The 22,002-nt window shown below is 67.8% G+C and carries 21 protein-coding genes, 1 tRNA gene and 1 other RNA gene; 11 read left to right on the top strand and 12 right to left on the bottom strand.

Going from position 1 to position 22,002, the window contains the following annotated elements; all coding sequences use genetic code 11:
• Nucleotides 1–27: 27 nt before the first annotated feature.
• The 6 genes from B5X90_RS17980 to B5X90_RS17955 all read left to right on the top strand — a co-directional run bounded on the left by B5X90_RS17980 (nt 28) and on the right by B5X90_RS17955 (nt 3,701).
• Nucleotides 28–438, top strand: a complete 411-nt coding sequence (locus B5X90_RS17980) for an MmcQ/YjbR family DNA-binding protein (RefSeq protein WP_079555301.1) — start codon at nt 28–30, stop codon at nt 436–438.
• Nucleotides 435–995, top strand: a complete 561-nt coding sequence (locus B5X90_RS17975) for a DUF1990 family protein (protein WP_079555300.1) — start codon at nt 435–437, stop codon at nt 993–995. The genes B5X90_RS17980 and B5X90_RS17975 overlap by 4 nt, the downstream gene beginning before the upstream one ends.
• Nucleotides 996–1,009: 14 nt before the next feature.
• A complete protein-coding gene (locus tag B5X90_RS17970) occupies nt 1,010–1,612 on the top strand; it encodes a hypothetical protein (protein WP_079555299.1) in 603 nt (200 codons plus the stop codon).
• Nucleotides 1,613–1,693: 81 nt separating this feature from the next.
• Nucleotides 1,694–2,011: a putative quinol monooxygenase gene (locus B5X90_RS17965; protein ID WP_079555298.1), complete on the top strand. Its 318-nt coding sequence runs from the start codon at nt 1,694–1,696 to the stop codon at nt 2,009–2,011.
• Between the two features lie 201 nt (nt 2,012–2,212).
• Nucleotides 2,213–2,506, top strand: a complete 294-nt coding sequence (locus B5X90_RS17960; RefSeq protein ID WP_079555297.1) for a DUF503 domain-containing protein — start codon at nt 2,213–2,215, stop codon at nt 2,504–2,506.
• A 217-nt stretch (nt 2,507–2,723) separates the two neighbouring features.
• A complete protein-coding gene (locus tag B5X90_RS17955; RefSeq protein ID WP_256860317.1) occupies nt 2,724–3,701 on the top strand; it encodes a hypothetical protein in 978 nt (325 codons plus the stop codon).
• Nucleotides 3,702–3,763: 62 nt separating this feature from the next.
• Here B5X90_RS17955 and purL read toward each other — a convergent pair whose 3' ends face one another.
• Genes purL through purS form a run of 3 tightly spaced genes read right to left on the bottom strand, consistent with a single transcriptional unit; the run spans nt 3,764 to nt 7,105 of the window.
• Nucleotides 3,764–6,097 carry a phosphoribosylformylglycinamidine synthase subunit PurL gene (gene purL, locus B5X90_RS17950; protein ID WP_079555296.1) on the bottom strand — a complete coding sequence of 778 codons (2,334 nt, stop codon included), beginning with the start codon at nt 6,095–6,097 and terminating at the stop codon, nt 3,764–3,766.
• On the bottom strand, nt 6,094–6,852 hold the full coding sequence (gene purQ, locus B5X90_RS17945) for a phosphoribosylformylglycinamidine synthase subunit PurQ (RefSeq protein ID WP_079555295.1): 759 nt from the start codon (nt 6,850–6,852) through the stop codon (nt 6,094–6,096). Before purQ ends, purL begins: the two co-directional genes overlap by 4 nt.
• 1 nt (nt 6,853) lies before the next feature.
• Entirely contained in the window at nt 6,854–7,105 is a 252-nt protein-coding gene (gene purS / locus B5X90_RS17940; RefSeq protein ID WP_018776110.1) for a phosphoribosylformylglycinamidine synthase subunit PurS, read from the bottom strand.
• 274 nt (nt 7,106–7,379) lie between these two features.
• Here purS and B5X90_RS17935 point away from each other — a divergent pair, with 274 nt between their 5' ends.
• Both B5X90_RS17935 and B5X90_RS17930 read left to right on the top strand, forming a co-directional pair.
• Nucleotides 7,380–7,565, top strand: coding sequence for a hypothetical protein (locus B5X90_RS17935; RefSeq protein ID WP_028278002.1), 186 nt, complete (start codon nt 7,380–7,382; stop codon nt 7,563–7,565).
• A 387-nt stretch (nt 7,566–7,952) separates the two neighbouring features.
• Complete coding sequence (locus B5X90_RS17930; RefSeq protein ID WP_079555327.1) at nt 7,953–11,123, top strand: S8 family peptidase; 3,171 nt, start codon at nt 7,953–7,955, stop codon at nt 11,121–11,123.
• Nucleotides 11,124–11,285: 162 nt separating this feature from the next.
• On the opposite strand, the gene B5X90_RS17925 is transcribed toward B5X90_RS17930, so the two are convergent.
• From B5X90_RS17925 to B5X90_RS17910, 4 genes are read right to left on the bottom strand one after another with little or no spacing between them, the layout of a single operon-like run.
• Nucleotides 11,286–11,678 (bottom strand): serine protease inhibitor, encoded by a 393-nt coding sequence (locus B5X90_RS17925; protein ID WP_079555294.1) that lies wholly within the window; start codon nt 11,676–11,678, stop codon nt 11,286–11,288.
• On the bottom strand, nt 11,675–12,646 hold the full coding sequence (locus tag B5X90_RS17920; RefSeq protein ID WP_079555293.1) for a 3-methyladenine DNA glycosylase: 972 nt from the start codon (nt 12,644–12,646) through the stop codon (nt 11,675–11,677). The genes B5X90_RS17925 and B5X90_RS17920 overlap by 4 nt, the downstream gene beginning before the upstream one ends.
• Nucleotides 12,647–12,650: 4 nt before the next feature.
• A complete protein-coding gene (locus B5X90_RS17915) occupies nt 12,651–13,232 on the bottom strand; it encodes an SSI family serine proteinase inhibitor (RefSeq protein ID WP_079555292.1) in 582 nt (193 codons plus the stop codon).
• Nucleotides 13,233–13,259: 27 nt separating this feature from the next.
• The gene (locus tag B5X90_RS17910) at nt 13,260–13,784 is read right to left on the bottom strand and encodes a MarR family winged helix-turn-helix transcriptional regulator (RefSeq protein ID WP_079555326.1); all 525 of its coding nucleotides are present in this window, start codon (nt 13,782–13,784) and stop codon (nt 13,260–13,262) included.
• 118 nt (nt 13,785–13,902) lie between these two features.
• On the opposite strand from B5X90_RS17910, the gene B5X90_RS17905 reads away from it, so the two are divergent.
• Both B5X90_RS17905 and B5X90_RS17900 read left to right on the top strand, forming a co-directional pair.
• On the top strand, nt 13,903–14,127 hold the full coding sequence (locus tag B5X90_RS17905; protein ID WP_079555291.1) for a hypothetical protein: 225 nt from the start codon (nt 13,903–13,905) through the stop codon (nt 14,125–14,127).
• Between the two features lie 143 nt (nt 14,128–14,270).
• On the top strand, nt 14,271–14,465 hold the full coding sequence (locus tag B5X90_RS17900; protein ID WP_043423475.1) for a hypothetical protein: 195 nt from the start codon (nt 14,271–14,273) through the stop codon (nt 14,463–14,465).
• A gap of 226 nt (nt 14,466–14,691) precedes the next feature.
• On the opposite strand, the gene B5X90_RS17895 is transcribed toward B5X90_RS17900, so the two are convergent.
• The 4 genes from B5X90_RS17895 to ffs all read right to left on the bottom strand — a co-directional run bounded on the left by B5X90_RS17895 (nt 14,692) and on the right by ffs (nt 20,381).
• Entirely contained in the window at nt 14,692–16,044 is a 1,353-nt protein-coding gene (locus B5X90_RS17895) for an aspartate kinase (RefSeq protein ID WP_079555290.1), read from the bottom strand.
• A gap of 472 nt (nt 16,045–16,516) precedes the next feature.
• A complete protein-coding gene (gene recR / locus B5X90_RS17890) occupies nt 16,517–17,116 on the bottom strand; it encodes a recombination mediator RecR (protein WP_018774392.1) in 600 nt (199 codons plus the stop codon).
• 51 nt (nt 17,117–17,167) lie between these two features.
• Nucleotides 17,168–20,257 (bottom strand): DNA polymerase III subunit gamma and tau, encoded by a 3,090-nt coding sequence (locus B5X90_RS17885; protein WP_079555289.1) that lies wholly within the window; start codon nt 20,255–20,257, stop codon nt 17,168–17,170.
• Nucleotides 20,258–20,284: 27 nt separating this feature from the next.
• An RNA gene (gene ffs / locus B5X90_RS17880) (signal recognition particle sRNA small type) lies at nt 20,285–20,381 on the bottom strand.
• A gap of 351 nt (nt 20,382–20,732) precedes the next feature.
• Here ffs and B5X90_RS17875 point away from each other — a divergent pair.
• Nucleotides 20,733–20,817, top strand: a tRNA-Ser gene (locus tag B5X90_RS17875).
• 56 nt (nt 20,818–20,873) lie between these two features.
• Here the strand turns inward: B5X90_RS17875 and B5X90_RS17870 are convergent.
• Nucleotides 20,874–21,785 carry an oxygenase MpaB family protein gene (locus B5X90_RS17870; protein WP_079555288.1) on the bottom strand — a complete coding sequence of 304 codons (912 nt, stop codon included), beginning with the start codon at nt 21,783–21,785 and terminating at the stop codon, nt 20,874–20,876.
• Nucleotides 21,786–22,002 lie beyond the last annotated feature (217 nt).

The following is a 22,002-nucleotide window of genomic DNA, read 5'->3' as shown; positions in this document are numbered from 1 at the left end:
ATAGCTGCACCCGGATAGGCTCGTGCCATGGACGTTGCCACCCTGCGCGAGATCTGCCTGAGCTTCCCCGGTGCGTTTGAGGACTTTCCTTTCGGACCGGAGACATCCGTGTTCAAGGTGCGGGCCGCCGTGGCGGGAGGGGCGCGGCAGGACGCCAAGATGTTCGCGGCGTCGGCCATGGACCCGGCCGACTGGTCCGTGAGCCTCAAATGCGAGCCGGCCCTGGCCGAACAGCTGCGGGCCATCCACCCGGAAATCACCGGCGCCTGGCACATGAACAAGACGCACTGGAACGGGGTCCGGCTGGACGGATCGTTGCCGGACGACATGATCCGGGACATGGTGGAGGATTCCTATGACCTGGTGGTCGCCTCGTTCAGCCGGAAGCAGCGGGAACAGCTGGGCTGGGCGGGACTCGCCAGGGGCGAGGACACATGAGCGGTGTCCCCGGCGCCGGCCGCGGCGCGCGGGGCGGGCTGAACTATCCGGGCATTGGCTCCACTGAGCACGGTCAGGCTCCGGAGGGCTTTCCCTGCCTGGTGTCCCGGGCATACCTTGGCGACGGCCCGGCACTGTACCGGAGGGTGGCGCAGGGGATTCTGACCTGGCAGTTGCAGAAACGCTCCGGGCTGCGCGTCCGCACCGACTCCGACGCCGTCGTGCCCGGCGCGCGCGTGGTGAGCGGATTCGGCGTCGGACCCTTCCGGATCAACGCGCCCTGCGAGGTGGTGTGGGTGTGCCGGCCGGTGCCCGGCGACGGGCCGCAACGTGCCGGGTTCGGGTACGGCACACTGCCCGGTCATCCCGTGCGGGGCGAGGAGGCCTTCGAAGTGGAGCTCGACGCCGCGGGGCGGGTGTTCCTGAAAATCACGGCCTTCAGCCGGCCGTCCAACTGGTTCTACGCGGCCGGCCGCGCCCTCACGGGACGGGCACAAAGGCAGGTCACTTCCCGCTACATTGGGAGTGCACACGAACTGGCCGCAGGTGAAAGCTGATCAGGAGCAGATGGATGCTGGAACAGAAAACCCTTGACCAATTGTGGAACTTCGACGACCCCGCCGGGTCCGAAGCCCGGTTCCGGGCGGCCGCAGCAGATGAACGATACGACACCGACGAACGTGCCGAGCTCACCACCCAGCTGGGACGGGCCATCGGGCTGCAGGGCCGCTACGAGGAAGCCGACGCCCTGCTGGACGCGGTCGACGCCGACGAGCCCACCGTCGCGGTGCGGGTGCTGCTCGAACGCGGCCGGGTGCTCAATTCCAGCGGCCACCCCGAGATGGCCGTGCCGCTCTTTGAGCAGGCGGCCGAACTGGCAGACCATCTGGGTGAGGAATTCCTGGCCGTGGACGCGCTGCACATGCTCGCCATCGCCGACTCCGCCCACGCCGAGACCTGGACCCGGAGCGCCCTGGAATATGCCTCCACGGTCCACGATGAGCGGACCAAACGGTGGGTGGTTTCGCTGCACAACAACCTCGGCTGGACCCTGCATGACGCCGGCCGGTGCACCGAGGCCATGGTGGAGTTCCAGCTCGCCGAACAGTGGGCCGACCGGATCGGCACCCCGCGGCAGCAGGAACTGGCCCGCGAGGCCATCAAGGCCTGTTGACCCGGCAACTGGCCATGTGACCCGGCGTTGTCATGCTGGAAGAATGGAACCTCAGCAAAACCGAATGAAAGGCTTCAGCCAATGATCTTCATCGTCGTCAAATTCAAGGTCAAGCCGGACTGGTCGGAGCGCTGGCTGGGACTCGTGAACGATTTCACCCAGGCCACCCGCCAGGAGCCCGGCAACCTGTGGTTCGACTGGTCCCGCAGTGTGGAGGACCCCAACGAATTCGTCCTCGTTGAGGCGTTCAAGGACGACGCCGCCGGTGCCCACGTGAACAGCGCCCACTTCAAGCAGGCCATGGCAGACATGCCACAGGCGCTGGCCGAGACGCCCCGGATCATCAGCCGGCAGCTCGACGGCGACGGCTGGGACCGGATGGGCGAGCTCACCATCTAACCCCGTCTCACCCCCCGTCTGACCGTCTCACCCCCGCCTGACCCGTCTCACCCCGTCTGTCCCGTCTCACCCCCCTCGATTGCTCCGTAACGGCCCTTTTGAGGCCTCAAAACGGCCGTTACGGAGCAATCGACGGCAGGGTTCCCTGGCCGGGCTTGCGAGCCGAGGAGGCGAGTGGGGAGCTATCGATAGGCTTGTGGCATGTGGATCGGCTGGATTGAATTCGACATCCTCCTGGGCGACGTCCACAGCCTGAAGGAGAAACGTTCCGTGGTGCGGCCGCTGCTTGCGGAGCTCAAGCGCCGCTTTGATGTCTCCGTGGCAGAGGTCGGGGACCAGGATCAGCACCGGCGCACGCAGTTGGGCGCCGGCCTGGTGGCAGCAGACCGGGCACACGTCGTGGAGGTGCTGACCGCCGTCGAACGCTTCGTGGCGGCCCGGCCCGAGCTCGAACTCCTCAGCGCACGGCAAAGGGAGCTCCGCAGCGACGACTAGGCGCAGTCCATTGCCCCGCCAACCCCTGTCGATGGCCCCGCCGACCCAGTCGCCCCGCCAACCCCTGTCGATGGCCCCGCCGACCCAGTCGCCCCGCCAACCCCGTCGATTGCTCCGTAGCCGCCCTTTTGAGGGGTCATAACGGCACTTATGGAGCAGTCGATGGGTGTTGTGGATAACTTCTGCGGCGTACGCGCCGTTCTGCTCTGATGAAGCCATGAAAACCGCACGCCCGCTGCCGGACGATTTCCGGGGACGCCCCTTTACCGTCGTCGAAGCGGCGGCGGCCGGTGTGTCACCAAAAAGGCTCCGCCACCGGTCCCTGGCCGCGCTGGGCCGGGGAATCCGTGTGCAAAGCCCGGCGCCGGGGCTTCCCCTGTGCGTGCGCGTGCGCGTGCGGCCTTTCATTGAGGTCAATGAGCGATGCGCCGCGTCGCACCTCACCGCGGCGGAGCTTGGCGCGCTTCCGGTGCGGCAGCCGAAGGAGGCACCACCGATGTACCACGTGATCAGGCCCGAGGGCGCGGCCCATCTCAACCGGCCACGTGTAATCGTCCACAGGATGAAGCTCTACGACGACGAAATCACGCTGCTGGACGGGATTCCCATCACCACCCCGGAGCGGACCTGGCTGGATCTGGCCGAAATGCTGACCGTCGAGCAACTCGTCGTGGCCGGCGACAGCTGCGTCCGGATGCCCCGGCCTGAGCTCGAAGGAAGGGATGTGCCGCTCTGCAGCCTCGATGATCTGCAGCGGATGATCGACCGCCACAAGGGAAAACGCGGGATCCGTAAGGCGCGGGAAGCCATAGCCCTCATTCGCGTGGGCTCGGATTCGCCGCAGGAGTCGTTGCTGAGGCTGGCCATCGTCCGGGCCGGCCTTCCCGAACCAGAGCTGAACGTGCCTATCATCGACGATGCAGGAACCCGGCACCACGAACCCGACCTGTCCTATCGGAAATACAGAATCGGCGTCGAGTACGAGGGCGAACTCCACGGTGATGAGGGCCAGATCGTCCGGGACATCGCCCGTTCGGAGAACTACACGGCCCTTGGCTGGACCGAGGTCCGGATCTCCAAGCGGCACATGCACGATGATGCCAAGGCCGCGGTCGCCAAGGTCCGTGCCGCGCTCCTGCAGGCGGGCTGGCGGCCCGGCCGTGAACGAACGATTGCTCCGCAACTGCCGTTTTGAGGGTTCAAAAGGGCAGCTGCGGAGCAATCGATGGAACCGCAGAGCGGCGGCGGTGGGTGGGCCTAGCCGAAGTACTTCGGCAGGGTCGCGTCGTGGGCTTCGCGGAGCGCGTCGAGGCTCATGGCCTCGACGCCGTTGATCTCCAGCGTGCCGCCCTCGGCGTCCACCACACCGATCCGGACGTGCGCGAAGCCGCGGGCGGTGCACATGTCCGTGAAGCGGATTTCCTCCGAACGGGGCACAGCGACGATGGCGCGGCCCTGGGTTTCGGAGAACAGCGCCGTGAACAGGTCCACGCCGTCGCGGTCCAGGACGTCCTGCAGGGCGATCCGGGCGCCCACGCCGTAGCGCAGGGACGACTCCACGAGGGCCGCGGCGAGGCCGCCTTCGGAGAGGTCGTGGGCGGAGTCCACCATGCCGTCGCGGGAGGCGTTGATCAGGATCTGGCCCAGTTCGCGCTCGGCGTCGAGGTCAACCTTCGGCGGCAGGCCGCCCAGGTGTCCGCGCATGTTCGACCATTCCGAACCGTCCAGCTCTGCCGCCGTCGTGCCCAGCAGGTAGATGGCCTGGCCGTCTTCCTTCCAGCCCGAGGGCGTGCGGCGGGCGACGTCGTCGAACTTGCCCAGCACTGCCACCACGGGGGAGGGGTGGATGGGGGTGGTCCCGGTCTGGTTGTACAGCGAGACGTTGCCGCCGGTGACCGGGATGCCGAGGACCATGCAGGCGTCGGACAGGCCGCGGATGGCTTCGGCGAGCTGCCACATGACGTCGGGGTCCTCGGGGGAGCCGAAGTTCAGGCAGTCGCTGACGGCCATCGGCACGGCACCGGAGGTGGCGACGTTGCGGTAGGCCTCGGCCAGGGCCAGCTGAGCGCCGTGGTACGGGTCCAGGTAGGTGTAGCGGCCGTTGGCGTCGGTGGCCAGGGCCACGCCCAGGCCGGTTTCCTCGTCCACCCGGACCACGCCGGCGTCGTCCGGGAACGCCATGGCGGTGTTGCCGCCGACGTAGCGGTCGTACTGCTTGGTGATCCAGGACTTGTCGCACATGTTCGGCGAGGCGACGAGCTCGGTGATGGCGGCGGCCAGCTCCGCGGGGGCGGAGGGCCGGCCGGCGTCCTGCACGGACCCGGTGAAGGAGTCGGCCTGGACGGCGTCCTGCCATTCGGGGCGGGCGTACGGGCGGTCGTAGACCGGCCCGTCGTGGGCTACGGTGCGCGGGTCGACGTCGACAATGACCTCGCCTTCCCACGTGATGATGAGGCGGCCGGTATCAGTCACCTCGCCCAGCCAGGAGTACTCCACCGCCCACTTGTCCATGACCGCTTCAAACGCGGCGATGTTCTCCGGGGTAACCACGGCCATCATGCGTTCCTGCGACTCGGACATCAGGATTTCGCCCGGGGTCAGGGTGGGGTCGCGGAGCAGCACGGAGGTCAGCTCGACTTCCATGCCGCCGTCGCCGTTGGAGGCGAGCTCGGAGGTGGCGCAGGAAATGCCCGCGGCGCCGAGGTCCTGGATGCCTTCGACCAGGGATCCCTTGAACAGCTCCAGGCAGCACTCGATCAGGACCTTCTCGGCGAACGGGTCGCCCACCTGGACCGCGGGGCGCTTGGACGGCTTGGTGTCATCGAAGGACTCGGAGGCCAGCACGGAGGCGCCGCCGATGCCGTCGCCGCCGGTGCGGGCACCGAACAGCACCACCTTGTTGCCCTTGCCGGAGGCGTTGGCGAGGCGGATGTCCTCGTGGCGCATCACGCCGACGGCCAGCGCGTTCACCAGCGGGTTGCCCTGGTAGACGGAGTCGAAGACCATTTCGCCGCCGATGTTGGGCAGGCCCAGCGAGTTGCCGTAGCCGCCGATCCCGGCCACGGCGCCGTGCATGACGCGGGCGGTGTCCGGGTGGTCAATGGCGCCGAAGCGCAGCGGATCCATCACCGCGACCGGGCGGGCGCCCATGGAGATGATGTCGCGGACAATGCCGCCGATGCCGGTCGCGGCGCCTTGGTAGGGCTCCACGAAGGACGGCGAGTTGTGGGACTCGATCTTGAACGTCACGGCCCAGCCGTCGCCGAGGTTGGTGACACCGGCGTTTTCGCCGATACCCACGAGCATGTCCTTCTTCATTTCCTCGGTCACCTTGTCGCCGAACTGGCGCAGGTGGTTCTTCGAGGACTTGTAGGAGCAGTGTTCGCTCCACATCACCGAGTACATGGCGAGTTCCGCGCCGGTGGGGCGGCGGCCCAGGACCTTGACGACCTCGTCGAACTCGTTCTGCTTCAGGCCCAGTTCGGCCCAGGGGAGCTCGGTGTCCGGGGTCTTTGCCGCGTTCTCGACGGTGTCGATGTTGAACTTCCGGGCGGTCTCCGCGGGTGCCGCCACAGCGGGTGTCTCCGTCATTTGTTGTCTCCCACGATCTTGTTCAGGACAGAGGTGAAGAACCCGAGGCCCTCGGTGCCGGAGCCGAGCTCGGGACCGAAGCCGGCCTCCACTGCGTGCTCGGGGTGCGGCATGAGGCCCACCACGTTGCCCGCGGCGTTGGAAATGCCGGCGATGTCGCGGCGTGAGCCGTTCGGGTTGAAGCCGACGTAGCGGAACACAACGCGGCCTTCGGCCTCGAGCGCGTCCAGGGTCTTCTCGTCGGCGATGTACTGGCCGTCCTGGTTCTTCAGCGGCACGGTGATTTCTTGGCCGGCGGCGTAGTCCCCGGTCCAGGCGGTCGTGTTGTTCTCCACGCGCAGCACCTGGTCCCGGCACATGAACTTCAGGTGGTCGTTCTTGATCATGGAACCGGGCAGCAGGTGCGACTCGGTCAGGATCTGAAAGCCGTTGCAGATGCCCAGCACGGGCAGCTTGGCCTCGGAATTGGCGGCGTCGATGATCTTGGACATCAGCGGCGCGAAGCGGGCGATCGCGCCGGCGCGGAGGTAATCGCCGTACGAGAAACCGCCGGGAATCACGACGGCGTCAACGTCACCCAGGGTGGTGCCGGTGTGCCAGAGTTCCACCGGGGTGGCGCCGGCCAGACGGACCGCACGGGCGGCGTCGCGGTCGTCGAGGGTGCCGGGGAAGGTGACGACGCCGATCTTCGCACCGGCCAGCCGGGGGTTGGCGGCGACGGCGACGGCCTCGCCGATCAGGGGGAGTTCAGTCATTTCAGGCCTCAACGACCTCGACGTTGACGACGTCTTCGATGACCGGGTTGGACAGCAGGGTCTCCGCGGCGTCGCGGGCTTGGGCCAGGATCTCCTCGGTCACCTCGCCGTCGACCGTGAGTTCAAAGCGCTTGCCCTGGCGGACAGAGCTGAAAGCGGTGAAGCCCAGCCGGGGCAGAGCACCGACGATGGCCTTCCCCTGCGGGTCCAGAATCTCGGGCTTGGGCATGACGTCGACAACGATCCGGGGCATCCGGCAACTCCTGTGCGTGAGCGTTGGGTAGGGGCGCAGCGGAGTGGTGCCGTCTCACGCCGATCCGCTGTGTGTTGGACTGCCTGGTGAATACAGCGTGAAAGGGCGCTCCGCGAGCTTGCATGCCCATTCTACCGGCCACCGTGCGTCCGGCCGTATTCGGGCTGGGAGTGTGAACCCGGCCTCCCTGGCAGGTCGTTGAGCTGGGGAGATGGCGTCGCGGGGGCGACTGCGCCCTATGGTCGGGGCTGCCGCCGGTCAGTAGGATGTGCGCATGGCTGAGAAACCGAAATCCGTGGTGTTGTCTGTTGTGGCCGTCGCAGTGTTCGCCGGGCTGGGCCGGATGGTCCTGCAGAAGATCAAGGCTGACCGTGCGGCGAAGGCGACCAAGGTGGCCGGGCCCTTGGATGAGAAGACCCGTGCATGGATCAGCGACGTGGTCCGGACTCCCCGAAAATAGGCAGCGGGTCACGTGCGGGCCGGCGGCGGGCCCGAAGATCGTCAGCCGTCGCGGCGTCCGGCGTTGAGCCGGCGCATCCTGGGGTAGGCACTGTGCCCGCCGGAGCCCAATTGACGCAGTTCAGCATCCTCGCCATCGCATCGTGTCGTATTGCGTGACAAATTTTAAATACCTCCTTGTGGTCTATGTCATATCTCGCTCTCAGTCTGTACTGTATGAATCGGCTGGTATCCGTGGGGGCGGGCCGGGCGACCGCCCGGTGAGTTCCCGCCAGTCCGTTGGGCCCGGCGTTGGAGTCGGGCCGTTCCTTTACGAAAGGTTCAAACACTCGTGACATCACCAGGAAAGAGCTTCCTTCGAAGCGGGGGACTCCGGAGGGCCGCGGCACTGACCCTGGGCTTGCCGGTTCTTCTGTCCAGCATCGCGATCGCACCCGCCAACGCGGCCCCGGCGCAAGGCCCGGGCGTAGCCGGCGTCGCACAGAAGAATATTGATCCGAACAACTACAAGGACGGCCGCTACATAGTGGTCCTGGCGGAGAAGCCTTCCGCGACTTACGACGGCGGGACGGCCGGCCTGCCGGCCACCAAGCCTGCGTCCGGCAAGAAACTGGATGCCACCAAGGCCGAAGTCAAGCAGTACAAGGCCCACCTGGAACAGAAGCAGGCCCAGGTGGCCGGCCAGCAGGGCGTCAAGATGCAGCGCCAGTTCACCGCAGCCCTCAACGGCTTCAGCGCCAAGCTGACGGCGGACCAGGCCGTGAAGCTGGCCCGGGACCCGTCGGTCCTCGTCGTCGCGCCGGACACGGAGAACGCCCCCGATTACTCCACCGCCGACTTCCTGAAGCTCAGCGGGCCCAACGGCACGTGGAACACCAAGTTCGGCGGCCAGGACGCGGCCGGCAAGGGCGTCGTGGTCGGCGTCATTGACACCGGTTACACCCCCTCCAGCGCCTACTTTGCCGGCCAAGAGGTCAAGCCCCTCATCGGAGATCCCGTCGTCGGCGTGCCATACCGCACCCCGGACGGCAAGATCGCGATGCTCAAAGCGGACGGCGAAACCTTCAAGGGCGAATGCCAGGTCGGCACCGACTTCGACGGCACCGCCTGCAACTCCAAGGTCCTGAGCGCCCGCTACTTTGGCGAAGACTTCGCGGCCACCGTCCCGCCGGAAGACTGGGCCCCGGGCGAACGGCTGTCTCCGGTCGACGCAGCCAGCCACGGAACCCACACCGCCAGCACCGCTGCCGGAAACGCCAATGTCGAGGCCACGGTTGACGGCCGGAGCTTCGGCCAGACCAGCGGCATTGCGCCGGCCGCGAAGCTGTCCATCTACAAGGTCTGCTGGGAAGACAACGATCCCAACTCCGGTGGGTGCTACTCGTCCGCGTCCGTCGAGGCCATCAACAAGGCCATCGAGGACGGCGTGGACGTCCTGAACTACTCCATCTCCGGCGCCACGGATACCACCACCGATCCGGTCTCCCTGGCATTCCTGTCCGCCGCCTCGGCCGGGATCTTCGTCGCCGTCTCCGCCGGCAACTCCGGCCCGACGGCCAGCACCGTCAACCACGGCGCGCCCTGGCTGACCACGGTCGCGGCCACCAGCTTCTCGCAGGAACTGCAGGGCACGGTCGAGTTCTCCGACGGCAGCAAATACCGCGGCGCCAGCATCATGAACGGCCAGGTTTCCAATGCCGGCGTCGTGCTGGCAGCCAACGCAGGAGCCGCCGGGAAGGCCAGCCCGAATCTGTGCGGCCCCGATACGCTGGACCCGGCCAAAATCGCCGGCAAGGTTGTGGTCTGTGACCGCGGCGTCGTGGACCGCGTCGCAAAGAGCGCCGAAGTCAAGCGCGGAGGCGGCGTCGGCATGATCCTCGTCAACTTGTCCGTCTCCTCACTGGACACGGACAAGCACTCGGTCCCCACCGTCCACGTGAACCCGCCCGCCACCGAGGCCATCAAGGCCAAGGTCACGGCCAACCCGGCCATCACGGTTTCCCTGGTCAACAAGGACACCACCGGACTGCCCCTCGAGGCGCAGCCGCAGATCGCCGGGTTCTCTTCCCGCGGCCCGCTGCTCGCTGAAGGCTCCGACCTGCTCAAGCCCGACGTCGCGGCGCCCGGCGTGGCCGTGTTGGCCGGCGTTTCGCCGATCGGCACCGGCGGCGACAACTTCGGTTTCCTTTCCGGCACCTCTATGGCCTCCCCGCACGTAGCCGGCTTCGGCGCACTGATCCTGGCCATGAAGCCCACGTGGTCCCCGGCCGCGGTCAAATCCGCGATGATGACCACCACGAGCGACGTCAAGAACGCCGACGGATCCAAGAACACCGACGTCTTCGCCACCGGCGCAGGCCAGGTGGACCCGGCCCGCGTGCTGGATCCGGGCCTCGTCTACGACGCGTCAACGGTTGACTACCTGGAGTTCATTCAGGGCACGGGTCTTAACGTCGGGATCCCCGGCCTCGGCACCACCAAGCCGCGGGACATGAACCTCCCGTCGTTCGCCCTGGGCAACCTGGCCGGGAAGATCGAGGTCACCCGCACGCTGACCGCCCTGACCCCCGGAATCTACAAGGCCCAGTTCAACGTTCCCGGCATCAAGGTCAGCGTGACCCCGGCTGTCCTGAACTTCAGCGCCGCCGGCGAGAAGCGCACGTTCAAGGTCTCCTTTGAGAACCAGGGCGCACCGCTGGGCAAGTTCGCGACCGGGTCGCTGACGTGGCAGGGCGCCAACAAGAATGTGGCGTCGCCGATCGCGGTCCGTCCGCAGTCGGTCGTGGCCTTGCCCGATGTCGCCTTCACCTCCGAGGGCGGCAGCGGTTCCGGTGCCATCAAGGTGGTCTCCGGCACGAACGCGCCGATCAACATGACCCTCGACGGTCTCTCGAAGGCCGACTCCACGGCCGTCGAGCTCGTCCCGGGTCCGTTCACCGGTGCCCCGGATGCCTCAAACGTGGTCAAGGACGTCACAGTGGTGGCCGGCTCCCCGCTGGCCAAGTTCTCGGTCATTTCCGCGGACCCGAAGGCTGACTTCGACATGTACGTCATGACCCCGAACGGTCCGCTGACGGTCGCGACGTCGTCGGCCAGCGAATCGGTGTCCATCCCCAACCCGACCCCGGGTAAGTACACGATCTACGCCAACCTGTACGCCAGCCCGAACAACCAGGCCACCAAGGCCTCGGTCGACGCCGCCGTGCTGGGCAAGGTCGAGGGCAAGGCCTCGCTGAGCCCGAACCCGCTCCGGCTCGCCAACGGCAAGGCCGGCAAGGTCACGCTGAGCTGGGAAGGGCTTCAGGTCGGTTCGTACATCGGCCGGGTCACTTTCGCCGGTGCCAGCGATCCCACGTTCGTCTCGGTCCTGGTGACCCCGGCCGGGACCGTCGTGGTCCCGCCGACCGCCGAGGACCAGGATTCCAATGACGGTCCGGGTGACGGCGCCGATGGCGACAACTCCCACAAGGACAAGAAGGACAAGGGCAAGAAGGTGAAGGAGGAGCAGGGCAAGATCCAGAACAGCGATCAGTCCTTCGCCCCGAACTACGCCATCTAGGCGACGCCAGGTAGGCAGAAGCAGCACCAAAATACGGCAACGGCCGGCGGCTCACACCGCCGGCCGTTGCCGTTTAATCCGCCGGGGCGGACCCAGAAGAGCCGAGCGCGCGGGAAAGATCGGGGCGAACCCAGGGGGCGCGGGCGTCCGTGCCGTGAAGGTTCAGATGGCGCCGGTGGATCCCGCGATGCCGCCGAGCAGGGGCGCCATCGCCCGCCAGCGGGCAATCTCGCAGCCATCGGTCCGGCTGAAGCGGCTGTTGACCTCGCGCCCCAGGTACCAGCCGGTCACGACGGCGGTCTGGGGACCGCCGTACTGCTGCGTGCACAGCCGCGGCGGCCCCGGTTTGGGGAAGAAGACCGCCTCGCCGTGGCGCCGGACGGCCGCCAGGGCGGCGGCGGGATCCGGCAGGGTGGACGCGGCGGAGGGGGCGCCGTCGCCGGCTTCCAGCCTGAAGGTGTATTCGGGCGCGCCGGGAGCCTCGGTGAGGCGAATGGTCAGCTCGATGTCGTTGCGCCTGTGCGGGGCGTTGCGCGGGCTGGCTGTGTCTGTCATGAGGGTCCCTTCAGGCTGTTGTCCGGTTCCGCGAACCGGACTCCGGTGGTGGGGCCGGTCCCGGCCGCGGCGTTGAGCAGCGGCGTCAGCTCCTGCAGCAGCCGCTCCCGGAGCTGCTGCGATTCGGCCGCGAACGCCCGCTGATAGTCAACGTACTCGGCCTTGCCCTCCGGTGTCTCGATCCGGATCGCCGGATACCCCCAGTCGGCGAGGTCGTAGGGTGAGGCCTGCATGTCCATGGCTCGGATCCGCCACGAGAGTTCGAAACAGTCCATGACGAGCTCGCTGGGCAGCAACGGGGACAGCTTGTAGGCCCACTTGTAAAGGTCCATGTTCGCGTGCAGGCAGCCCGGCTGCTCCATGGCGCGCTGGTTCTCCCGGCTGGGAACCATGCTGTTCAGCGGAACGGCGTCCGGGGTGTAGAAGCGGAAGGCGTCGAAGTGCGAGCACCGGATCCGGTTCTCCTCCACCACCTCGTCGGTGCGCCCGGACCCCAGCCGCAGCTGCAGGTACTCGTGCCGGAGGTCGAACTTGTCCTGCCGGTAGACCATGGCCCACTCGTGCAGCCCGAAGCAGCCGAACTGGGCCGGCCGCGCGGCGGTCCCGGCCAGGATGATCCCAGCGAACTGCAGCGCCTCCCGGCGCTCCGTCAGGAAGGCGCCGACGTCGACCGTCACGGCGGGCGACTTCGCCGGCAGCCCGGCGGCCGCGAGTTCCGCGGCGTCGGCCGCGCGGTAGTACTTCCACCCGGTCCGCGCCGCGGTCTCGGGACCGGAGAGTACGACGCCGGCGCCCGGGTGCCAGCGCAATAGCTGGCCGGGCTTCTGGGTGTAGTAGGTGAAGAGGAAGTCCTCCACCGGGTGCTTCCGGCCGGCGGAGCGCCGCTCAAGGTAGGGTTCCGCGTAGCGGCGGACACGTTGGACGTGGGCGGCCTGGCGCGGCAGCCACTCTGCCTGCTGGAGGTGCAAGGGCTTAGCTCGCCCCGCCGGATGAGCCCAGGACGTCTTTGGCGGCTTTCCAGGCGGCGATTTCACAGCCGTTGGTCAGGCTGAAGTTTGCCTGGACCGCCCTGCCGTCCACGACGCCGGTGACGGTGGCCACCTGCGGGCCGCCGTACTGCTGGGTGCAGGTCTGGTTCTTGGCGGGCGGGGCGGGGCTGAGGATGGCCGGGTTGTTCTTGATGGCGATGCATGCGCCGGCTGCGTTGGGGTGCTGGCTTTCGGCCGCCGGAACCCCGTTCTGGCAGACCAGCGTGAAGTTGGCTGCGGTGCCGGTTTCGTTTGGCTTGACCATGATGGCGAGCTCGGCGTTGCCCTGGCCCGGGCCGGACGGCAGCGGGGCCGCGGAGGGTGACGGGGCCGGTGACGTCGTCTCCGTCTCCGGCGACGGGGAGCCGGACGGCGCTGTGGGTGACGGGCTGGAGGGGGTGCCCGTCGTCGTGCCGGAAGAGGGGGGAGGCGTGGGCCCGCCGTTGGGTGTGCAGGCGGTCAATCCGGCCACGGCCATCAGGACGGCCGCCAGAACCAGTGCCGGGCGGCCCGATTGCGTGCGCATCAGGAGTCCTCCTCTGTTTTGCCCAGTCTACCGCCGGGGCGGGTCGTCCGTGCGTGGCCGTGTGGCGGCGATGAGGTCCATCATGGACGCGTGCAGCTGGCGGACCTGTTCACGCGTCAGGCCCAGCCGGGCCATCATGATGCCCGGGACTTCGGTGGCCTGCTCCCGGAGGGCGGCCCCGCGCGGCGTCAGCCGGACTTCCAGGGTGCGCTCGTTGCCTTCCATCCGCTGGCGGGTGATGAAGCCGGCAGTCTCGAGCCGGCGCAGCAGCGGCGAGATGGTCGCCGGCTCCTGGGCCAGGGCCTCGCTGATGTCGCGGACCGAGCGCGGGCTCGCTTCCCACAGGCACAACATGACGAGGTACTGCGGGTGGGTCAGGCCGAGCCTGTCCAGGACGGGTTTGTAGGCGCCCACGACGCTCCGGGAGGCCACTGTCAGGGCGAAGCAGAGCTGCTGTTCCAGGAGCAGGTCGTCCTGTTCAGCCTGGGAGTCCTGCGTTGCCTGGGAGCCCTGTGCTGCCTTGGAGGCCGGAGCTCCGTTCGCTCCCGGCATGACGTGCCTGTCCTGGATTGCTGGGGTTCCTTCGGTCACACTGACTCCTTCGAATGATTAGTGCACTAATGATTAGCGTACACTGGTTGCATTGTCTTGTTCTCAGGAAAGGATAGCCATGGCCAAGGAAAATGCCGCCGAGAGGTTCATGCGGGCAACGGGGAAGCTGCGGGCGGTGTTCGGGCCGGCCAACCGCAGTTCCCTCGGCCACGAGATGACCGACCAGAACCGGCGCCTGCTGGCGATGCGGCAGGCCGAGACGGATCAGTGGGAGACGCTGCACCGGCCCGATGGCAGCACCTATGTGGTGCCCCGGAACCCTGACGACAAATCCCTGCGCTAGGCCCCATTTGGCGGCACCCCACCCGGGCCATTTCCCGCCGCCGGGCGTAAAATGAGGGCACTGACACACCGCAGTGCAGGATCCTGAACGACCCGGGACGAGGAAAGGGGGTGGGACTAGTGACACGTGCTGTCAGAGCTTTTATGGAAAAGACCGACAAACTGAGGCTACTGTTCGGGCCCGCAAATCGGGGCGATACGGCGGCGCCCGTAGTTCACAAGCACGACGACTTCGAGCACGCCTCGGAAGACGACCTGGCTGGCTTCGAGGTCGAGACGGACGATCAGGGACACCACTACGCTGTCCGTAAGACGGATCTCGGGAAAGAAGAGGTCTGACGAGGCCCGCTTCGCCGATTCCGACGGTTCGGGGGGACCCTGGCGCCGGGGGTATCCCGGGCGGCCGCGCAGTACGCGGACGGAAACGTGGGAATTCGGCCGGAGGTGTGGGGACGCGGCCGACGACGGACGGAGATGGGGAAGGGAGCGGCAGGCGCCGCTCCCTTCCCCATTCCTGTCTGCTGCCTAGGCGGTCCGGAATTCCGCCCGGGTGCTGAGGTGCGCCTTAGCGGCCCGTGCCGCCGTAGACCGTGGCCTCGTCCTCGCTGTCGAGGTCAAACGCCCTGTGGATAGCGCGGACGGCGTCGTCGAGCAGATCCGCGTGGGTGACAACGGAGATGCGGATCTCGGAGGTGGAGATCATGTTGATGTTGATGCCGGCCTCGGACAGTGCCGCGAAGAAGCGGGCGGACACGCCCGGGTGCGAGCGCATGCCGGCACCGATCAGCGAAAGCTTGCCGATCTTCTCGTTGTATTCGATGCTCTCAAAGCCGATCCGGTCCTGCGCGGCGTGCAGGGCGGCGAGGGCCTCGGCGCCCTCGACGATCGGGAGGGTGAAGGAGATATCGGTCCGGCCCGTGCCGTGGGTGGAAACGTTCTGGACGATCATGTCGATGTTCGAGTGGGCGTCCGCGATGACCTGGAAGATCGCCGCTGCCTTGCCGGGGATGTCAGGTACGCCGACAACCGTGACCTTGGCTTCGGACCGATCGTGTGCAACACCGGAGATGATTGGCTGCTCCAAGGCAACTCCCTCTTGAGTCGTGATCTTGTCGTCGGCGCCGGGCAGGACCCAGGTGCCTTCGTTCTGGCTGAATGAGGAACGGACGTGCAGGGGAACCCCAAAGCGGCGGGCGTATTCAACACAGCGCAGGTGCAGAATCTTAGCGCCGGACGCGGCCAGTTCCAGCATTTCCTCGCTGGAGATGCGGTCGATCTTCCGGGCCGACGAGACCACGCGCGGATCGGCCGTGTAGACGCCGTCGACGTCGGTGAAGATCTCACAGACATCGGCGTCAAGCGCCGCGGCGAGGGCCACCGCCGTCGTGTCTGAACCGCCGCGCCCGAGCGTCGTGATCTCGTTCGTCGTGTGGCTCATGCCCTGGAACCCGGCCACAATCGCGATGTGCCCCTTGTCCAGGGCAGTGCGGATGCGGTGCGGGTCGACGTCGATGATCCGGGCCTTGCCGTGGATGCCGTCGGTGATCATGCCGGCCTGGGACCCGGTGAAGGACTGGGCCGAGGCGCCGAACTTGTTGATGGCCATGGCCAGCAGCGCCATGGAGATTCGTTCGCCGGCGGAGAGGAGCATGTCCATTTCGCGGGCGGGTGCGGAATCGGTGACCTGGCCGGCGAGGTCAAGGAGCTCATCGGTGGTGTCGCCCATGGCGGAAACCACCACGACCACCTCGTCGCCGGCGTTTTGGGCGTCCACGACCCGCCGGGCGACGCGCTTGATGCCTTCGGCGTCCGCCACCGAGGAACCGCCAAATTTCTTCACGACAAGGTGCTTGGTAGCGGCGGCCGAGACGGGCAACGTCTGCGATCCGGGCTGGACTTCGGTAGTGGGCAAACTCATTCGCGCACCCTCACTGGATCATCGGGGTTCTGGGCCAGGCAACCAAACGGCGCGACGGCGTAACTTCTCACCCCAGTTTATCGCCGTGCCGCCCGCGCCGTTGAATTGTGACCGAATGGCAGACACTCCGGGTTTTGTTTCCACCGGACATGTCCGCCGGGCACGGTGGGGAGCGCGGGCCAGGAATGGACATGCTCAGTGCTGCCGCGGGGCCTGCTCATTCTTGGCGGGCTGGAGTGGGCATGAGGGCGTTGTGTCCATTCCCGGGCGCGGGCGCTGGACATGTCCGCCGGGCAGGGTGGGGAGCACGGGCCGGGAATGGGCATGTTCCGTGCTGCTGCGGGACATGCTCATTCTTGGCGGGCTGGAGTGGGCATGAGGGCGTTGTGTCTATTCCTGGCCGCAGCCTCTGGACATGTCCATCGGATTCGGTGGGGGCCCGGGGTGTCGCTGCCGGGGGCCAACGAGTGCGTCAGCTCAGCGCGTTGCGGCGGCCCTCAAAGGCCCTGCCGAGCGTGACTTCGTCGGCGTATTCCAGGTCCCCGCCCACCGGCAGGCCGGACGCCAGCCGGGTGACGGCGATGCCAATCGACTTGAGCATCCGGGCCAAATACGTCGCCGTGGCCTCGCCCTCGAGGTTGGGGTCGGTGGCGATGATGATTTCCTGGATGGCACCGTCGTTGAGCCGAGTCAGCAGCTCACGGATCCGGAGCTGTTCCGGACCGATCCCGGCAATGGGATTAATCGCGCCGCCCAGCACGTGGTACCTGCCGCGGAAGGACCGCGTGCGCTCCACCGCCAGGACGTCCTTGGACTCTTCGACGACGCAGATCACTGTGGGGTCCCGGCGCGGGTCGCGGCAGATGTTGCACAGTTCCTGCTCGGTCACGTTCCCGCAAACCGTGCAGAACTTGACCCGTTCCTTCACGGTGGTGATGGCATCGACAAGCCGTTTCATGTCCTGGGGATCGGCCTCGAGGATGTGGAAGGCCAGCCGCTGGGCGGACTTCGGCCCCACTCCGGGAAGGCGTCCGAGCTCGTCGATCAGCTCTTGAACTGCGCCTTCGTACACAATGTCCTCGTTCGTTTGGAGTAGGGCCGGGGCCAGCCGGCAGGGGTTTTGCTAGAAACGGGGCGGCAGGGGGCTTCCATCCAAGGAGCGCTCCTCCACCAGTTTCCCGCCCAGGATGCGCTCGACGGCGGCCCGGCCGAAGACACCCGATTCCTCGATCGTTTCGTCGTCGGCGCTCGGGATGTCCTGTACGTAGACGGCGGTCGCGGCAGCAGCGCGGGTGGGGGCCTTCGCCCGCCCGGCTTCGGCCTCGGGACTGTTCGACAGCCGCTGGTACAGGCTTTGCCGGCCTGTCGGGGCAGCAGCCTCCGTAACGGCGGCCACCGCAACAGCCTCCGCAACGGCAGCGGCGGCCACCCGCGGCGCGGCGGGCTCGGCAACGGTCGTAGCGGCCTCGGCCCGGGCCGGGTGTTCCGTGGCGAGTCCCGACGGCGCGGAGACAACGCCCGCATACTCCGGGATCTGTGCCGCCGCCGGCTCGTACTGCACCGGCGCCGGCTCGGGCTCGGGTGCCGCGGGCTCGACGTCCGGCGTCGGATGCCGGCCGATGTTCGAATCTGTGCCGACCGTCCAGATGCCGGGTGACTGCTCGACGGCGCGGGCCCACGCGTCAGCCGACGCATCCGGGCCTGGGGAGGAGGTCCTGGGCACGGAGCCGGCGGGGTTGGATGCCTGCGCGGCCGGGGACTCGCGGGCCGGAGCCACTGATGCGGCCGGGGATTCGGGGCGGCGTGGCGAGGCGGCGGATGACGGGTCCCAATCCAGTGGCGGTTCTTCGTCGAGCGGAGGGGCGTCCTCGTCCCGGGGCGGACCCCAGTCGTCATCAGGGTCGGCATAGGACCCGGAAGGCTCCGAAGGGCCGTCCGATTCGGCTGCCGGCCCGGCTGCGCGGACCGGCGCCTGGGCGGCGGGGACAGGCGCCTGCGGTTCCGCTGCCGGCGCGGCTGCATGGACCTGAGCCTGGGCCGCGGGTGCCGTAGTGGGTTGCGTCGAAGGCATTGACGCGGCGGGAACGCTCGCCGGGGCCACCCGCGGGGGGACGGCTTCAGCAACATCGTTGGCCGGAGATGGGGCCCGCTGGGGAGCCGGGCTCAGGCCCCAGGCGACGTCGGCCGATGTCGCCTGGTTCGCTGACGATGCCGGGGTCTCCGGGTCAGCCGGCGCTTTTGGGTTTGGCTCAGAGCTCGCTGGGCTGTTGCTGCCGCCGGCCACGGCCCGGATCTGGCAATCGATGCCGATCGTCTTGTGAATCGCCTGCCGGAGGTTCTCGGCGTGGTCGGCCCGGCCGAAGGCCCCCGCCAGCCCCGTGGTGGTGAACGCGAGGGTCAGGACGTGGTCTTCGAAGTGGCCGACCTGGGCGTTGGGTTCCACCAGCGCCCAGGTGCTGCGTTTGATCTTGGTGAGCGTTTGCAGGATCTCGGGCCAGGCGCGGCGCAAAACCTCCACGTCGGCTCCGGGTCCGGCGGCAGACCCGTGAGCAGGGCCGGGAACAGCGGCAGGCGCCCGGCCGGGCTCGGCCGGCTCGGGACGCGCAGGGACGGAGGGTGCGGGGGCAGATGCCGCGGGCACGGAGGGTGCAGGGGCAGATGCCGCAGGGGCGGATTGGGCAGCCGCTGGCGCAGTCTCTGACGCGGGCCGGGACGGAGGGGCGGCGGCGGGACCTGCGGCTGGGGCGGGCCGGCTGGCCGCCGCGGGTTCGTCGACCGGCCAGTCGCTGGTGCTGACCCGTGGCGCCGTCAGCGGTTCACGCGCGGGCTCGTCCTGACGGGCGGGCGCGGAGACTGTGGCCGGCAGCTCCTCGCCCCGGGTCCGGGCGGAGGGGGTGGTGGCTGCGGCAGCCGGTGCGGCGTGCGAAGGTGCGGCGGGAACGTGCGCTGCCGGCAGCTGTGGCGCGGCTGCCTGCTCAGTGCGTGCAGGCGAAACGGCGGCAGGTGCGGGAGCCCCGGCGAGGGGGGCTCCGACGTCGTTCCCGGCATAATTCAAACGCCGCTCGACGCGGTCGATCCGGGCGGCAATGCCGCGCTCGGTCTGTTCGGAACTGGGCAGCAGGATGCGGGCGCACAGCAGTTCCAGGTGCAGGCGCGGCGAGGTGGCCCCGGTCATGTCGGTGAGCGCGGTATTGGTCACGTCGGCGGCGCGGGAGAGTTCGGCCGCGCCGAGGTTGTGCGCCTGGTTCTGCAGCCGGGCGATCTGGTCCGCCGGCATGCCGCGGAGGATGGACTGGGCGCTTTCGGGCATGGCCTGGACGATGATGAGGTCGCGGAAGCGTTCCAGCAGGTCCTCGACGAAGCGCCGGGGATCGTGCCCGGTCTGGATGACGCGGTCCACGGCGCGGAACACTGTGGCGGCATCCGACGCGGCGACGGCCTCCACGACGTCATCGAGCAGGGAGGCGTGCGTGTAGCCCAGCAGGGCGACCGCGAGTTCGTAGTCCAGCCCGTTTGGTCCGGCGCCGGCCATGAGCTGGTCGAGTACGGAGAGGGAATCGCGGACCGAACCGCCGCCCGCGCGGATGACGAGCGAGAGCACCCCGGGCGCCACGGGGACGTTCTCCTGGGTGCAGAGCAGCTCCAGATACGCCATGAGAGGCTCCGGTGGCACCAGCCGGAAAGGGTAGTGGTGCGTGCGGGAGCGGATGGTGCCGATGACCTTGTCCGGCTCCGTGGTGGCGAAGATGAACTTGATGTGTTCCGGCGGTTCTTCGACGATCTTGAGCAGGGCGTTGAATCCGGCCGACGTGACCATGTGGGCTTCGTCGATGATGAAGATCTTGTAGCGGTCCCGGACGGGGGCGTAGGTGGCCCGTTCCCGGAGGTCGCGGGCGTCGTCCACACCGCCGTGGCTGGCGGCGTCGATCTCGATGACGTCCAGGGAGCCGGAGCCGCCGCGGGCAAGTTCCACGCAGCTGGGGCACTTGCCGCAAGGAGTGTCCGTGGGGCCCTCGGCGCAGTTCAGGCAGCGGGCCAGGATGCGGGCGGAGGTGGTTTTGCCGCAGCCGCGGGGGCCCGAAAAGAGATAGGCGTGGTTGACGCGGTTCTTGCGCAGGGCCGTCATGAGAGGCTCGGTGACGTGCTCCTGCCCGATAACGTCCGCGAACGAATCGGGGCGGTATCGACGGTAGAGGGCGGTAGTAACAGTCACAGATAAACCCTACCAATCGGCACAGACATAAAAGACCCCTCATGCACCCGCCAGAGCCCGTTTACCCTTGCTACCTTCCGGTCCTGGGGGAGTTCAACAGGATGACGCCACATGAGGGGCCGTCAGCAAGTTTACCTGACGATTGGGTGTGCCCCGAATTGGCACGGTTTGGCCCTTGATCCTCGACGGGACATGCCCATTTTTCGCGGGAGGACCGGGCTGCAGGAGCGGGCTGGCTGGGATTGTGTCCGGCGGCCGGGCGGGCCGCGTGGCATGTCCATGTGGCGGGAGTGGGCAGTGCGGGGCATGCCCATTCTTGGCGGGAAGGAGTGGGCTATTTGGGGCTATGTCCAGCCCTCGAGCGGGCCGCGGGGTATGTCCCGCGGAGGAGCCGCAGGCCGGGGCGGGGAGGCCCAATTGGGCGAAGCCGGAAAGTTCAGGTATTCTAGTATCTGCTTTTGATTCAGAAGCAACTGGAGAATTCGCCTAGCGGCCTATGGCGCACGCCTGGAACGCGTGTTGGGTTAACGCCCTCGGGGGTTCAAATCCCCCATTCTCCGCGGTTGGCCCCGGTCCTCGGACCGGGGCCTTTTTGCGTCCGCCCGTCGCTTCAGACTCAGGCCCGGTAGCCCAGCCGGCGCAGCCGGGCGCGGGCAGCTTGCTCGCTCGGGCCCATCCGGCCGAGGGCCACGTGCACCACGCCGAGCGTGACCCGGGTGGCCAGGGTTACCGGCAGCGGTATCGGGCCCAGCCGCGCAGTCCGCAGGCCCAGAAGTTCCCGGTACTTGGGCTCAAGGCTTGCCACGGCGGCCGCGAACAGCACCTTGTAGCCAGGCCTGAGCGCGGGGTGAAGGGGCGGGTCGCGAATGAACGCCACCGTTTCGGTGACCCGCTCGTCACAGCGGAGCTCGCCGTCGTCGTACCAGCGGTCCAACTGCTGCCGCATCTCCGCTTCACTCAGCGGCGGTGCCTCGACGCCCATCAGCCGGCCGGCCTGGGCCCACTCACGGACGTAGGCATCAGGTCCGCCAGGAATCGGACGTCCCCACAGCTTGTGGGCAGAGAGGAAAGCGTCTGTGAAGGCAATGTGAACCCACCGGAGCAGCTCGGGATCGTTGGCCGCGTAACTGCGCCTGATGCCGTGGCCATCCACGAATTCTCCCCGCACCGTCCGGTGCAGCCGAAGGACCCAGTCCGACGCCGCCCTGGCCGTGTCCGTGGAGCCATACGTCACGGTGAAGATCCAACGGATCGTGCCGGCCAGCCGGCCGAGAGGGTCTTCGCGGAAACGGGAGTGGTCATGGACTCCGGCCAACGCGCCGGGATGGAGCGCCTGCATCAGCAGTGCCCGGATTCCCGCCACGATGGTTGGCATGTCCCCGTGCACGGCCCAGACGGCCGAGCCGGGCAAGTGGTAACCGGCGTCGTCTCCCTCGGCCAGGCCTGGCACCCATTCGGGCACCGAATCGCGCGTCCCCGTGAACGTCTGTTTGAGTTCCGCCTGCCATTCCCTGAGGACATTTCGCATCCTTCATTCTTACCCGTCTCTGCGGCGAGCGGCACCTGCAATTGTGCGGAGAACTACTGGGCTGCCGCCGGCAAGCTACTGGGGACATCCACGGATCTCCGATTGGTCCCGCAAAAGGAACACGTTGACGGTTCACAGACCCGGCGGTCTGTGGTCACATAGGGAGGTAAGTTCGTGAAGATTGGGGTCTGGCGGACATATTGCGGGAGTCACGTCG

This window comes from Arthrobacter sp. 49Tsu3.1M3 (assembly GCF_900168135.1).
Classification (GTDB): Bacteria; Actinomycetota; Actinomycetes; order Actinomycetales; family Micrococcaceae; genus Arthrobacter.
This window is presented reverse-complemented; position numbering and strand designations above follow the sequence as displayed.

Bases quoted from the DNA above. Each gene is read 5' to 3' on its own strand.
- B5X90_RS17905 (WP_079555291.1), top strand. From the start codon at position 13,903: ATGGCCAAGGAAAATGCCGCCGAGAGGTTCATGCGGGCAACGGGGAAG.
- B5X90_RS17960 (WP_079555297.1), top strand. From the start codon at position 2,213: ATGTGGATCGGCTGGATTGAATTCGACATCCTCCTGGGCGACGTCCAC.
- B5X90_RS17900 (WP_043423475.1), top strand. From the start codon at position 14,271: ATGGAAAAGACCGACAAACTGAGGCTACTGTTCGGGCCCGCAAATCGG.
- B5X90_RS17980 (WP_079555301.1), top strand. From the start codon at position 28: ATGGACGTTGCCACCCTGCGCGAGATCTGCCTGAGCTTCCCCGGTGCG.
- purL (WP_079555296.1), bottom strand. From the start codon at position 6,097: ATGACGGAGACACCCGCTGTGGCGGCACCCGCGGAGACCGCCCGGAAG.
- B5X90_RS17895 (WP_079555290.1), bottom strand. From the start codon at position 16,044: ATGAGTTTGCCCACTACCGAAGTCCAGCCCGGATCGCAGACGTTGCCC.
- B5X90_RS17970 (WP_079555299.1), top strand. From the start codon at position 1,010: ATGCTGGAACAGAAAACCCTTGACCAATTGTGGAACTTCGACGACCCC.
- B5X90_RS17870 (WP_079555288.1), bottom strand. From the start codon at position 21,785: ATGCGAAATGTCCTCAGGGAATGGCAGGCGGAACTCAAACAGACGTTC.
- B5X90_RS17910 (WP_079555326.1), bottom strand. From the start codon at position 13,784: ATGCCGGGAGCGAACGGAGCTCCGGCCTCCAAGGCAGCACAGGGCTCC.
- B5X90_RS17915 (WP_079555292.1), bottom strand. From the start codon at position 13,232: ATGCGCACGCAATCGGGCCGCCCGGCACTGGTTCTGGCGGCCGTCCTG.
- B5X90_RS17935 (WP_028278002.1), top strand. From the start codon at position 7,380: ATGGCTGAGAAACCGAAATCCGTGGTGTTGTCTGTTGTGGCCGTCGCA.
- B5X90_RS17925 (WP_079555294.1), bottom strand. From the start codon at position 11,678: ATGACAGACACAGCCAGCCCGCGCAACGCCCCGCACAGGCGCAACGAC.
- B5X90_RS17975 (WP_079555300.1), top strand. From the start codon at position 435: ATGAGCGGTGTCCCCGGCGCCGGCCGCGGCGCGCGGGGCGGGCTGAAC.
- B5X90_RS17965 (WP_079555298.1), top strand. From the start codon at position 1,694: ATGATCTTCATCGTCGTCAAATTCAAGGTCAAGCCGGACTGGTCGGAG.
- purQ (WP_079555295.1), bottom strand. From the start codon at position 6,852: ATGACTGAACTCCCCCTGATCGGCGAGGCCGTCGCCGTCGCCGCCAAC.
- purS (WP_018776110.1), bottom strand. From the start codon at position 7,105: ATGCCCCGGATCGTTGTCGACGTCATGCCCAAGCCCGAGATTCTGGAC.
- B5X90_RS17955 (WP_256860317.1), top strand. From the start codon at position 2,724: ATGAAAACCGCACGCCCGCTGCCGGACGATTTCCGGGGACGCCCCTTT.